This is a genomic window from Salinihabitans flavidus, from assembly GCF_900110425.1.
GTDB classification, from domain to species: Bacteria; Pseudomonadota; Alphaproteobacteria; order Rhodobacterales; family Rhodobacteraceae; genus Salinihabitans; species Salinihabitans flavidus.
Genome location: NZ_FODS01000033.1, coordinates 1 through 12,762 on the forward strand (window position 1 = coordinate 1; position 12,762 = coordinate 12,762).

The 12,762-nt window shown below is 62.7% G+C and carries 12 protein-coding genes and 2 pseudogenes; 10 read left to right on the top strand and 4 right to left on the bottom strand.

Going from position 1 to position 12,762, the window contains the following annotated elements; all coding sequences use genetic code 11:
• The 8 genes and pseudogenes from BMW66_RS17665 to BMW66_RS20120 all read left to right on the top strand — a co-directional run.
• The coding region (locus tag BMW66_RS17665) for an integrase core domain-containing protein (protein WP_139196226.1) at positions 1-255 on the top strand (255 nt) is incomplete at its 5' end.
• A gap of 77 nt (positions 256-332) precedes the next feature.
• Positions 333-1,208, top strand: a complete 876-nt coding sequence (locus tag BMW66_RS17670; protein WP_093120392.1) for an HsdR family type I site-specific deoxyribonuclease — start codon at positions 333-335, stop codon at positions 1,206-1,208.
• Positions 1,201-1,491 carry a hypothetical protein gene (locus BMW66_RS17675; protein WP_093120394.1) on the top strand — a complete coding sequence of 97 codons (291 nt, stop codon included), beginning with the start codon at positions 1,201-1,203 and terminating at the stop codon, positions 1,489-1,491. The genes BMW66_RS17670 and BMW66_RS17675 overlap by 8 nt, the downstream gene beginning before the upstream one ends.
• Entirely contained in the window at positions 1,476-2,753 is a 1,278-nt protein-coding gene (locus BMW66_RS17680; protein WP_093120395.1) for an MFS transporter, read from the top strand. The genes BMW66_RS17675 and BMW66_RS17680 overlap by 16 nt, the downstream gene beginning before the upstream one ends.
• A gap of 293 nt (positions 2,754-3,046) precedes the next feature.
• Complete coding sequence (locus BMW66_RS17685; protein ID WP_093120396.1) at positions 3,047-3,661, top strand: TetR/AcrR family transcriptional regulator; 615 nt, start codon at positions 3,047-3,049, stop codon at positions 3,659-3,661.
• The gene (locus BMW66_RS17690; RefSeq protein ID WP_093120398.1) at positions 3,658-4,962 is read left to right on the top strand and encodes an efflux RND transporter periplasmic adaptor subunit; all 1,305 of its coding nucleotides are present in this window, start codon (positions 3,658-3,660) and stop codon (positions 4,960-4,962) included. The genes BMW66_RS17685 and BMW66_RS17690 overlap by 4 nt, the downstream gene beginning before the upstream one ends.
• On the top strand, positions 4,959-8,090 hold the full coding sequence (locus BMW66_RS17695; RefSeq protein ID WP_093120399.1) for an efflux RND transporter permease subunit: 3,132 nt from the start codon (positions 4,959-4,961) through the stop codon (positions 8,088-8,090). Before BMW66_RS17690 ends, BMW66_RS17695 begins: the two co-directional genes overlap by 4 nt.
• A gap of 103 nt (positions 8,091-8,193) precedes the next feature.
• A pseudogene (locus BMW66_RS20120) lies at positions 8,194-8,316 on the top strand (IS3 family transposase); the annotation flags it as partial.
• Positions 8,317-8,445: 129 nt separating this feature from the next.
• Here BMW66_RS20120 and BMW66_RS17705 read toward each other — a convergent pair.
• The gene (locus BMW66_RS17705; RefSeq protein ID WP_093120402.1) at positions 8,446-9,360 is read right to left on the bottom strand and encodes a hydrogen peroxide-inducible genes activator; all 915 of its coding nucleotides are present in this window, start codon (positions 9,358-9,360) and stop codon (positions 8,446-8,448) included.
• A gap of 93 nt (positions 9,361-9,453) precedes the next feature.
• Between BMW66_RS17705 and BMW66_RS17710 the strand changes: the two genes are divergently transcribed.
• Positions 9,454-10,425 (top strand): sodium-dependent bicarbonate transport family permease, encoded by a 972-nt coding sequence (locus BMW66_RS17710; protein WP_093120403.1) that lies wholly within the window; start codon positions 9,454-9,456, stop codon positions 10,423-10,425.
• Between the two features lie 230 nt (positions 10,426-10,655).
• On the opposite strand, the gene BMW66_RS17715 is transcribed toward BMW66_RS17710, so the two are convergent.
• The 3 genes from BMW66_RS17715 to BMW66_RS20660 form a co-directional block, all read right to left on the bottom strand.
• Positions 10,656-11,279 (bottom strand): transmembrane anchor protein, encoded by a 624-nt coding sequence (locus BMW66_RS17715; RefSeq protein ID WP_093120405.1) that lies wholly within the window; start codon positions 11,277-11,279, stop codon positions 10,656-10,658.
• A 22-nt stretch (positions 11,280-11,301) separates the two neighbouring features.
• Positions 11,302-11,964, bottom strand: a complete 663-nt coding sequence (locus BMW66_RS17720) for a HupE/UreJ family protein (RefSeq protein ID WP_245729541.1) — start codon at positions 11,962-11,964, stop codon at positions 11,302-11,304.
• A gap of 117 nt (positions 11,965-12,081) precedes the next feature.
• Positions 12,082-12,453 carry a hypothetical protein gene (locus BMW66_RS20660; protein WP_245729537.1) on the bottom strand — a complete coding sequence of 124 codons (372 nt, stop codon included), beginning with the start codon at positions 12,451-12,453 and terminating at the stop codon, positions 12,082-12,084.
• Between the two features lie 71 nt (positions 12,454-12,524).
• On the opposite strand from BMW66_RS20660, the pseudogene BMW66_RS17730 reads away from it, so the two are divergent.
• Positions 12,525-12,762: pseudogene (locus BMW66_RS17730) on the top strand (metal-sensing transcriptional repressor); the annotation flags it as partial.

Below are 12,762 nucleotides of genomic sequence, written 5' to 3' on the forward strand. Positions count from 1 at the left end.
AAAATAGAGCGATGGCATCAGACCATGAAGAATCGTGTTCTGCTGGAGAATTACTACCTGCCCGGTCATCTCGAGCGACAGATCGGGGACTTCGTCGACTACTACAATAACCAGCGCTACCACGAGAGCCTGAAAAACGTCACACCCGCTGACGTCTACTTTGGTCGGGACAAGGCCATTCTGAGAGAAAGGGAGAAGATCAAGAACCTGACGATCCGACAGCGCCGCTTGCAACATCAAAAACAAGCAGCATAATCAATCACACAACCGAACCAGAGCCTCCAATGTTCAAGCCGCTCTGATGTCCCATTTTATATGACGACGGACACTATGTGCTCGACTTTCAGAACACGATGGAGGACATACGCGAGGCGTTTGCGCCGTTCTTCGAGGCGACAGCTCTGGAGGAGCGCACCGATCTCAACCAGATCTACGACCTGGAACAGCGCATCACGAATTCGACTTATGTCCACAATGACGAGGTTGAGCGGTTTGCGGACCAGTTCTTCAAAGGCGATCTGACGACACAGGACCGGCTGGCCCTGGAAGGCACCGTGCGCCTCGCGGTTGAGCGTTTCAACCTTGATGAGGACGAGGCCCAGCAAGAGGAGTTCCGGCAGCTTATCAAGAGTTTCCTGCGCTTCTACGCCTTCGTCGCGCAGGTCGTGTCGCTCAACGACGCGTGGCTGGAGAAGCTCTATGCCTATACGGCCTGGCTCTCACGCCTCCTGCCATCACGCGAGGTGCCCGCCGACATCACCATCACCGATGATATGCTGACCTTGTCTGCCTTCAAACTCCAGAAAGGCGAAGAGGGCAGCGCCTCCCTGGCCGCCGGAGAAACCGCCACGCTCAATCCGATTACCGAGTTCGGCGCGAACGCCTATACTGAGGAGGAGGAGAAGTCGCTCTCCGAGATCATCGACTCGTTCAACGAGCGGCATGGCACCAATTTCTCGCGCGAGGATTTCCTGCGCTTTGAGCGCGTAACCCGTGAGATCATGGATGACGACATGACGGAGATGATCCGCAACAATCCCGCCGATGTGGTATATGCGGCATTCTCGCAGGCGTTCTTCCAGGGCATGGTGAAGATGTTCCAAAGCGACAACGAGATGCGGAACGTGGTGATGACGGACAGGGAGGCGCGCGAGCAGGCAACGCGGCATTTCTTCAAGAGAGCACAGCGGCAGGTGCGCGATGGATGAGCACGGGGAGGTGATCTTCTCGTCCGATCACGTGCTGGCCGCGATCAGTTATGTCGCTGGCGGTGCAGCCTTTATCCACGATACGCTGATGATGCCGCAAAGCGTCGCCAGTCTTGCCGATGTTCCGCGGGGCGGAGTCGAAGATTTCCGGGCATCGCAGTGCGCCCTTTTCGATCTGTTGGGCGATACACCGCTTAATATCGAGCACAATTATCCTTGTGATGGCAGCAGCCATCTGAAAATCCTCGCTAGCAAGATCGATCCGCAATGGCCGGTCCTCTGAAAACCGTGTTCGGCCTGATTACCGGTGCCGATTCGGCCGATGTGCGCCCGGGCGAGGCGCGCAACGGCGCGATCCATGTCGTGTCTCTGATCCTAACCAAGACAGCCGATGCGCTGATCGACCCCAAACTGGTGCTGTCATGGTTGCTGACCGCGCTCGGGGCGCCGGGCGCGATGATTGGGGCGCTGGTGCCGGTGCGGGAGGCAGGCGCCCTGCTGCCGCAACTCGCCTTGGCGAGCCGGGTTGAGGCGAGTCCGCAGCGCAAGCGGTTTTGGGCCGCGGGCACCTCGGTGCAGGGGCTTGCGGCGCTGGGCATCGCGGCAGCGGCGCTGCTGTTTAGCGGTGCCGTAGCGGGTGGCGTGATCGTGACGTGCCTCGCCGTGCTCGCCGTGGCGCGTTCCGCGTCATCCGTTAGCTACAAGGATGCGCTGTCGCGCACCATAACCAAGCAACGGCGCGGTGCGATCACGGGCCTAGCGGCATCGGTTGCATCAGCCTCGGTCTTCGGGGTCGGGTTGCTGATGGCGGCGGGGTTGTTCGATGTCGCCGTGGCCCCGCTCGCCGCAATCATCGCCGTTGCCGGGGGCGCGTTGCTGGTTGCCGCTGGCATTTTCATGCGCCTGCGCGAACCTGAGATCGAAAACGGGAACGGAAAAGACGATGGTTCTTTCGCTGCACTCGTCGAACCGATCCTGAGCGACGCGGAACTGCGACTGTTAGTGGCATCACGGGCAGCTTTGGCCGTCACCGCCCTAGCGCCGCCCTTCATCGTGATGCTGACGGCGGCCTCCGGGCGGAATGCGCTGGACCAGCTTGGTCCGCTGGTCATGGCGTCCACGGCGGCGTCTGTTCTAGCCTCCTACGTCTGGGGACGCCTTTCCGACCGGTCCAGTCGCCAGACGCTGATGGCGGCGGGTGCGCTTGGCGGCGCGGTCTTTGCCGTGGTGAGCACGCTTGGCCTGATGTGGGGCGGACTTGGCGGCGCGCTGGGCGCGGCAGCGGCGATTTTTGCAGCGCAGATCGCCTATGAGGGCGTGCGCGCGGGCCGCAAACTACACTTGAACGACATGGCCGAGGATTCGTTCCGTGCCCGCTATACCGCCCTGTCGAACACGTTGATTGGCGTTGCGCTTTTGGCGGGCGGGATGTTCGGGTTCGCGGCGGATAAGTTCGGCGCTGCCCCAGTGCTACTGGTCTTTGCCGTCATTGCATCAATCGGGTCGGTTCTGGCGCAGGGTCTGGACGAGGTGCAAAAGGACTAAGCCGGCGACGACCTGCGACATGCTCCCACATCCCTGCGACATGCGCCCAAACCTATGATGCAGGTGATAATCACGATCATCACGTTCTCGCCTGCGCTTTCTATACGTGGCAGTATCCAGATCGGTGGGGCGATCAGGAGCCCCGCAAGGGTGCCTCGAGAAATATGCCAGAACGGTGTCATGGCGCGAAATGGATGGGATGCCCTTTTGACCTTTGGGGCTGACGATCAAGCGTCTTGCATGTCCTGAATACTGTTTGTTAGTTATTGATCACTAATAAGTTCGGAGTGAACATGTCGGGACACCGCAAATCCGCCAAGGATCGCAGGGCTGAGATCGTGGACGTGACGTTGCGACTTCTGACAGAGACGCCCGTCGAGAAACTTTCGACTTCGCGTATCGCCGAAGAGATAGGTATCACCCAAGCCGCGATCTTCCGGCATTTCCAGACCAAGGACGTGCTTTGGAGGGCCGTTCTGGAAGAGGTGGAACTCCGCGCGACACGTGCCTGGGACACCGCGGCTGCGGAAGAACTGACCCCAATAGCGCGCCTGCGGGCGATCCTAAAGGCGCAACTCTCGCTCATCGCGGCCATCCCGGCCATCCCGGTGTTGATCTTCAGCGCCGGACAAATCGCGGCCGAGACCGCCATTCGCCCGATTCACCTGCGTGTGATGCAGGGGCTGCGCGCGCGCATCCTCGCGCAGTTGCGTGCCGCGGCTGCCTCCGGAGAGATCATCGCGCGGTTACCCGAGGACCATGTAGATCTGTTTCTCGGCCTGTTGCAGGGCACTGTCCTTCGTTGGCGGCTTTCGGGTGAGGGCTTCGATCTTGTCGCAGAGGGGATGCGCCTCGTTGAAATTCAGATCGGGTTGATGACTGGCACCAAAATCGTGGGGACGACATGAAACGCTCGCGCATACTGCGGATTTTTCCGCCGCTGGCCTTGGGTCTCGGGCTTGCAGTCTGGCTGGTCGCGGGATCGGAGCCGCCTGAACGGGTGACGCGTGAGGCACGATCGGTCACGGCCCGAACGCTTGTCATCGAACCCCAAGAGGTGCGTCCAGTGATCCGGGGCTACGGAACGGTGCGTCCTGCTCGCAGTTGGCAGGCCGTGGCCGAGGTCGCCGGAACCGTGACCTACCGGCACACGGACCTGGAAACCGGCAAGATCCTCCCGACCGGCACACGGGTTCTTGAAATTGATTCCACCCTCTACGCGCTCGCGTTGCGCCAGGCTGAGGCCGATCGCGCGGCGCTTCGCGCCGAGCAGGATCAACTGGCAGTCGAAGCCGATAACACGCGTCGCATCCTCGCCATAGAGCAAAAAAGGCTCGAACTGGCCGAAGCCGATCTGGAGCGAATAGACGCCCTGGTATCGCGTGGTGCAGCGCCCGAGATCCGGCTGGACGAGCAGGAGCGTGCGACCCTTCAGTTGCGCCGTGGGGTGCAGGAGCTCGAAAACACACTCGGTTTGCTCCCTTCTCGGAAGGCACGGCTCAGAGCCCAGATCGCGCGGGCGGAGGTCGGACATGATCGTGCCAAGCGCGATCTCGAGATGACCCGCGTCGAAACGCCCTTCACCGTCCGGATCGGCGAAGTGCATGTGGAACGCCATCAGTTCGTGCCAGCGGGCAGTCCGCTTGTTACCGCAGACGGTATCGATCGAGCAGAGGTCACGGCTCAATTGCCGATCAAGGGGTTTCCGCGTCTGGTCGGCTCCGTAACCGATGGCGTCGATCTTCAGACCGCCAATCAGGAGAATGTGCTATCCCAGATCGGTGCGGAGCTCCGGCTTGTGTCCGACCCCCGGCAAATCTGGCAGGGCCGCGTGATCCGGATCGAGAACGCTCTCGATCCACAGGCCCGGACGGTTCCTGTCGTGGTGGAGGTCGAGGCCCCCTATGCCGACGCCCGCCCGCCAATGCGCCTACCGCTCGTGCGAAACATGTATGTCGAGGTTTTGCTTACCGGTCCGCCGGGGCCGCCGCGCATCGCAGTGCCGACAAGCGCGCTGCACGAAGGCCGGACAGTCTACCTCCGCGATGAGTCGGGCCTGCTGGAGTTGCGCGACGTGGCGCTCGGTTGGCGGCAGGACGGTATGGCGGTGATCACAGACGGGCTTGCGCCGGGGGAGGAACTGATACTCGATGACATTGTGCCGGCGCTGCCCGGCTTGCGCGTGATCCCGGCAGAGACCACGCCATGATCGATTGGTTCGCGCGTCACCCTACCGCCGCAAATCTGCTACTGGTGCTGATCGTCGCGGCCGGCATCATGGCCGCCCCCACGCTCAAGCGCGAGACTTTCCCCGACTTTCGTCCCACCGAGGCGGAGATCATGGTCGTCTATCGCGGCGCCTCGGCGGCCGAGGTCGAGAACGCCATCTGCCGTCGGATCTGGGATGCGGTCGAGGCCGTCGAGCATCTGGAAGAACTCACCTGCACCGCACAGGACAACGCTGGCCGCGCGGTTGCCACCATGGCGTCCGGCGGCGAAGCGGGCCGTTTCGTCAATGACCTTCGCACCGAAGTGACCGCTGTCGACGATTTTCCGGAGGCTGCCGATCCGCCGGTGGTGCGCCAGTTGCACCGCACCGATTTGGTCGCCTCGGTCGCGGTGGCAGGCGACCTGCCGGCGTCGCAACTTGACCGCTATGCGTCCGGGCTTCGCGACCAACTCGCGGTGTTGCCGGATGTGGCGGACGTGACTCGGACCGGCTTCGGGGACCGCCAGTTTCGCATCACTGTGCCGCGTGCGGTGCTCGTCCAGCACGGGCTGACGGCCTCAGGTCTGGCCACTCGCATCGGCGCGCAGAGCATTGACAGACCACTCGGCGCACTCGAGACGCCGGATCAGGAGATCGCGCTGCGCTTTGCCGACGAGCGGCGGACCCAAGCGGCACTGTCGCAGATCGTTGTGCTGTCAAAACCCAATGGCGCCGAGCTGACGCTTGGCCAGATTGCCCAGATCGAGGAGCGATTCAGTCCGGAGGAAGACCGCGCGTTCCTCGATGGGAAACGCGCGGTCTTCCTGCAGGTGGACAAAGCGCTCGGCGCCGATGCGCTGCGCGTCTTCGAGCGCGTGACGGATCTCGTCGCGGCGGAGCGGGCGACGCTGCCCGACTCGGTCCGTATCGAGGTCGTTCAGGATATGACCTCCATCGTGCGCGACCGGATCGTCATGCTGGTGAAGAACGGTGTTATCGGGCTCGTGCTCGTGGTGGCGGTGATGAGCCTCTTCTTCCGGCCCGGCTACGCGATCTGGGCGGCGATGGGCCTGCCGGTCGCTTTCCTCGGAGCTTTCGTCGTGATGGCGCTGACCGGACTCTCGCTTAACATGATAACACTGGTGGCGCTGCTGATGGCGATCGGGATCGTCATGGACGATTCTGTCGTGATCTCGGATGCCATCGCCGACGCCGCGGCGGATGGAACGTCGCGAATCGAGGCGGCCGTCGAGGGAACGAAGCGGGTGCTACCCGGGGTGCTCTCTTCGTTTGCCACGACCGTCGCGATCTTCGCGCCGCTGTCCTTCCTGTCGGGCGAGCTTGGCGCGGTGCTGGAAGTCCTGCCCATCGTGCTAATCGCGGCGCTGGCAGCGAGCATCGTCGAGGCGCTCTGGGTGCTGCCGCACCACCTGTCGCATGGACTGAAATCGGCCGAGGTGCCGCCTTCGGTATTGCGCGCGCGTTTCGAGCGCGGCTTCTCGCGGCTGCGCGACGGGGGGCTTGGGCGGCTCGTCGACGGGGCCATCGCGTGGCGCTACCTGGTGGCCGGGGCAACCCTCGCGGTGTTGATCGTCACCATCGCGCTTCTGCGCGGTGGATACGTTCAACGGGAGGCGTTGCCGGACATCGATGGCGACGTGCTGGAGGCACGGATTCTAATGCCGCAGGGCACGCCGTTGAGTCGCACGGTCGAGGTAACCGACCATGTCGTTGCCGCGCTCGAAGACGTGACCGCCCGGCTGACGGCTGCCCAGCCCGGGGGCGCAGCCTTGGTGCAGACGGTTCAGGTCTTCTTCAACCGCAACCTGACCGCGGGGGAGAATGGGCCGCATGTGGCCACGGTCTCTGTCGATCTACTGGGAGCGGAGAGCCGGACGACCACGCTCGACGAATTGATCGCTGCCTGGCGGTCCGGGATCGGGGATGTGCCAGGCGCCATCGCGGTCACGCTCACCGAACCCGGGCTTGGACCGCAAGGGCGCGCAGTGGAAATCCGCCTGTTCGGACCGGATCTAGATCAGCTTGCGGTGGCCGGAAATCGCCTTCTCGAAGAACTCGAAACCTATGCCGGGGTATACAACACGATGCACGATCTCCGCCCGGGACGACCGGAGTTGCATCTCTCGCTCGCCGAGGGGGCGTCCGGGCTCGGGCTAACCGCGGCGGAGATCGCCACGCAGGTAGGCACCGCCTATCTTGGCAGTATCGTCGCGACGGTGCGGGAGGGCGACATCGACCACGAGATCGAACTGAAACAGGCCGCCGGAGACCGTGCCTCCTTCGATGATCTCACGGCCTTCGAGGTTCTGCTTCCCGATGGCACGCGCATTCCGCTGGTCTCGGTCGCCCGTATCGAAGAGACACGAAACTGGGGCCGCATCACCCATATCGATGGCCGACGCACGCTCACCGTGGAAGCCGACGTGAATGCGCAGGTGGGCAACGCCGACGCCATCGTCTCTGAACTGGCCGCCGACTTCCTGCCCGAACTTGCCACCGAGCATCCGGGCCTGTCCTTCGCGATCGGCGGGCAGAATGCCAATTCGGCCGAGACCATGGGGTCCATCCTGCGCGGCTTTCTGATCGGGCTGGTCGGCATCTACGTGGTGCTCTCCTTCCAGTTCCGAAGCTATGTCGAGCCGCTGATCGTCATGTTGACGATTCCCCTCGCACTGGTTGGGGTGGTGCTGGGGCACATGGCGATGGGCTACAACATCTCCATGCCGTCGATCATGGGGGCCGCGTCGCTCGCCGGGATCGTGGTCAACAACGCGATCCTGCTGGTTCAGGTGATCAAGAGGCGGTCAGGAGAGGGGGAGGAACTGTCCCGTGCTGCCGGCCTGGCGAGCCGTGAGCGATTCCGGCCGATTGTCGTCTCGGTCTCCACAACGATGATGGGTCTTGTGCCCCTTCTGGCGGAAACGAGCACCCAAGCGCAGACCGTGAAGCCGCTGGTGATTTCGGTCGTCTTCGGGCTCTTTTCTGCCACTGTTCTGGTCTTGATCGTGCTTCCGGCCTTCTATGCCGTTCTGAACGATATGGGCCTGACGGCAAAGAAACGGCCGGAAAATGCCATTGGAGCGGATGGAGGCTCCTCTCGGGCATGACATGCTTCTTCGGCCCACATCGACGCGGCGCGATACAGGGCCCCAGGATAGATGGGCCCTACATGCGGTGCCAACTTCAAAGCGGTCTTTCGCCCCGATTGCAGCGAACCAGACACCCGCACAAGCGCGCCGGACGCTTGAGCAATTTGAGGGCTCCGCGCCCGACGCGCTTGCCCGAACCACCGACGACGATTATGAAAACCAGACCCGCAGACTCTCGTTATGAACGAGGGAGCATCGGGGGGGGCAGGTCATAGCGCTTGCAGCATCAGACACGAAGAGTGGAAAGCGGTGCTTCGCTGCGTGCGCGCCCTGTGTCTGCTATGGGCGCAACCGAACATGCATTCACTATGGGTTATGGGTCGGATACGGCCAGATCGAGCGATTCAGCAGCGTTACGTATTGTGCTGATCAGACGCTTATGGCTGTCATCGGAGGGTTGATCCCTCGGGAACAAAAGACTGATTCCCCGGTTCGCGTCAGGCATGACCAGTGGCCGGACGACCACTTCCTCTCGGTGGATCGCCTGACGACGGGCGAACAGATCTGGCAAAACCGCGACGCCAGCCCCGGTCGCGGCCATGAGCAGGATGGAATCGAGGCTCGTGCCCTCGTAGTCGTCCGAAACGATGCCCCCGCTCAGCCCTGCGAGACCGTAGACGATGCGTGCCAGCCGATGCCCCGTATCCAACGTCAAGAGACGCTGACCAGCCAGATCAGCAGCGCCAACGCGCTCGAGCGAAGCAATCGGGTGATCCGTTGTTACCGCCACCCACAGGGCCTCTGTGAAGAGAGGATGCGGCCAAGTATTCGGATGATCTTCTGGCGTCGAGATGATGGCATCGAAGCGTCCGTTGCGGATACCCTCGTCGAGGCTCAGGGTGTTCTCCTCGCGCACGACCACCCGCAGATCGGGTTGGTCACGATGCAGAGAATGCATCACCTGCGGCAAGAGGTATGGCCCGATCGACGGCAGGACACCCAGCCGCAGCCGTCCGCCGAAGGGCAGGACCGACGTCATGACGCTGCGCAGTGTTTTCACCTCCGTCAGAATACGCTGCGCACGGCGGACGCATTCGAGCCCTTTGGCCGTCGTTTGCGTGCCGCCGCGTCCGCGCATGAACAGCCGCACGCCGAAATCGGCCTCCACCGCGGCAATCTGGCTCGAGAGACTCGGCTGGCTGACATTCAACATGTCCGCGGCGAGACTGAAGCTGCCCAGTTGATGCACCGTAACGATATATTCCAGCTGCCGAAGCGTCGGTCTCATATATAGCCTCAAACTATATTTTACTCAGATGAAAAGTATTTAAGCTATAGCGGTTTCTGCGGCAATGGGGGCGAAACTGAATGGAGTTCCCACATGTCCGCCGTCTTCGACACTCTCACCGGCAACCTTATGGTGCCCACCATCCTGTTCTTCGTGCTCGGCCTGTTGGCCGCCTTCGTCCGTAGCGACCTGTCCATCCCCGAGGGTGCGGCGAAATTCATGTCGCTCTACCTGCTCTTGGCGATCGGCTTCAAAGGCGGGCACAGCTTGGCCGAACATGGCCTGCGCAGCGAGCTGGTGATGGCCATACTGGCTGGCCTTGTGCTGTCCCTCCTGATCCCCTTCCTGGCCTTCCTGCTCTTGCGGATAATGACACGGCTCGACGCGATGAACGCCGCAGCGGTGGCGGGGCACTACGGGTCGATCTCGATCGTGACCTTCGTCGCCGCCTCCAGCCTGCTCGAGCTCTCGGGCATCGCCTTCGATGGCTACATGGTGGCGGTCGCGGCCAGCATGGAGGTGCCTGCAATCCTCTCGGCGCTGTGGATCGCCTCTCGACATTCCGGTGACAGCTCCACGGGAACCATTCCGGCTCGAGAGCTTTTCGCAAACGGATCGGTCCTGCTACTTACAGGGGCCTTCGTAATCGGCGCCGTCACCCAAGACAGGGGCATGGAGATGATCGCCCCCTTCGTCGTCACACCCTTCGTCGGCATTCTCTGCCTGTTCTTGCTGGACATGGGACTCTCCGCTGGCCGGAGTCTCGCGGCCAACCGCCACATGCTGAATGCGGGCCTATTCTCATTCGGCCTGGTGATGCCGATAACCGGCGCGATGCTTGGCTGGGCGCTCGGCTCGGCGATCGGATTACAGACCGGAAGCCTTTTCCTGCTGATGGTTTTGGCAGCCTCCGCCTCATACATCGCGGTCCCCGCCGCGATGCGCATCGCCCTGCCCAAGGCCGAATCAGGGATCTACCTCACACTTTCCCTGGGCGTGACCTTCCCCTTCAACATCACGGTCGGTCTGCCGCTCTATCTATGGCTGGCCGGTTTCGGGGCGTGACCTGCGTGGGCTGGCCGGCCGACAGCGGATTCTGGTCTGTCCGGCCGGCGGCGGGCTCGGTTTCCGCCGAGCATTCAAGTGGACGGACTTCGTCAGTGTTGCCGGCCAACACGAGAGCAGCCCGGAAGTGCATCATGCGGGAAGGTCGTCTGTAGGCCGTTCACGACGTTATGCAGATAGGGCGGTGAGCCGCCGTTCGCCACATCGTGCGCGAACGGCGGCTTCTGATGCTAGCTTGCGTCCTTGAACTCGGCGTATTCGCCGCGGACCTGGACGGTCACGGTGACGGCGCTGTCATCGCGGTTGCGCCAGAACCAACCGTGTTCGCCGCTGAATTTGGCCAGAATCTCGCCTTCAGCGCCGTCCGAGCCACGACCTTTCTCGTAAGTCACCGACTGGCCGCCACCATGACCGTGCAGGTCGAAGTTCACGCGGCCGCCCTCGACGAGCATTCGGTATTCCGCCGTCTGGCCCTCGTTCATGACCAGTTTCCACTCGGCGGACGCTCCGGGCTCCAGCGTGAACGTGATCTCGTCGCGCCAAGTCCCGGCTTCCTGCGCGTGCGCGGCACCCACGAACAGGCCGAAGATGTCGTTCAGCAGGCTGGACTGATCGCCCTCGGCCTCCATCATTTGCCGGTCCATCTCGGCCTCCTCGGCAAGCTGGGTCTTGATTTCGCCCATCTCGGCCAGGCCGATCGCGCCGCCAACACCCGTCGGATCGATGCCGTATTCTGCCGGCAAGACGACGGTGACGAGGATCGCCACGGCCGCGACGACCGCGATGGCGGTGGATTTCAGAAGCTGTGCCGAGCTGGGCAGTTCTTCGAGCGAGGGGCGGTTGGAATTGAACATGTCGTGTCTCCTTGTCTCAGTTTCAGGCGACGAAAAATCCGGTGATCTGGTATCCCATGAGGCTGAACCCCAGGGACATCATCACCACGTTGGCGGTGTAGGCCTGGCGCAGGAACGCGGGGCTGCGACGCCAGTAGCCCATGACGATGAGGATCACGGCAAGGGCCATGACCTGACCGATCTCGACGCCGACATTGAAGGCCAGCAGGTTGGGCAGGAGCCCTTCCGAGGCGATGTCATAGTCGAGGAGCTTGGTGGCGAGGCCGGTGCCGTGGAAGAAGCCGAAGATCAGCGTCGCGGCCTTGGTGTTGGGCTGGAACCCGAACCAGCGCTGGTAGGCCCCGAGATTGTCGAGCGCCTTGTAAACGACCGAGAGGCCGATGATGGCATCGACGACATAGGCGTTCACGCCCCAGCCGAACCAGACGCCGAGCAGCATCGTGGTCGAGTGGCCAAGCGCGAAGAGGCTGACATAGATGCCAACCTCCTTCATCCTATAGAGGAAGAAGACGACGCCGAGCAGGAACAGGATGTGATCGTATCCCGTGACCATGTGTTTGGCCCCGAGATACATGAAGGGAACGGGGTTTACCCCCCAGATTTCCTGGATGTAGCCGGCGTCACCCTCGGTGACATTGTGGGCGGCGGCGGCCGTCGCATAGAGCATCGTGGCCACGACGGCCATCAGGATGGCGGTGGCGCGAGAGCTGCGCCATGACCGGCCATCCGCGAAAGCGGAGTGCATGTGGGTCTCCTTGGATTGTCCGTTGTTATGCTGTGATCTGCCCGTGACGGGCAAGGCTCACGCGCGTGGCGGGCGCTCCAGACGAAAGACGGGTGGCGCCCAGTGGGCCAGGACATAGCCATGCCAGAGAGCGCTCGTCTCGACAGGCACCGTGCCGCGCCGCGCCAACATCAGCACGGCCTGGCTGTGATCGTGATCGGCGACTTCGTGGCTGTGACCGTGCATCGCCCAGATCAGATCTTCCTCCAGCCCGTGAGAATGGCCGTGTTCGGCGATCATCTCGGCATGGTCCTGCAGGGTCTCGATGACCTTCGGCACGTGCGATGCGTTCGGTGATACGGTCCAGAGGGCGAGGGCCACGCATGTCAGCACGGCGAAGAGCCGGGCCCCGATCCGCATCTCGATCCGCTTTCTCATCGCCTGCTGCACGGCCCTTGTGCCTCGCGATGCGTCTTGTGTGGCATCTTGTGCTATCCCCTCCGGGAGGATAGCCCTTGCATATGACAGAACCGCATGTCCACGCAAGTCACCCCAAGATCGCATCCCGGCTGAAACGCGCCGAGGGGCATCTCCGCTCGGTCGTCACCATGATCGAGGAGGGGCGCCCCTGCCTCGACGTGGCCCAGCAGTTGCAGGCCGTGGAACGGACCCTCCGCAATGCCAAGTAGGCGCTGATCCATGACCACATGGATCATTGTCTCGACGGTGACGTGGCCGGCGACCGGGATGAACTGAAGG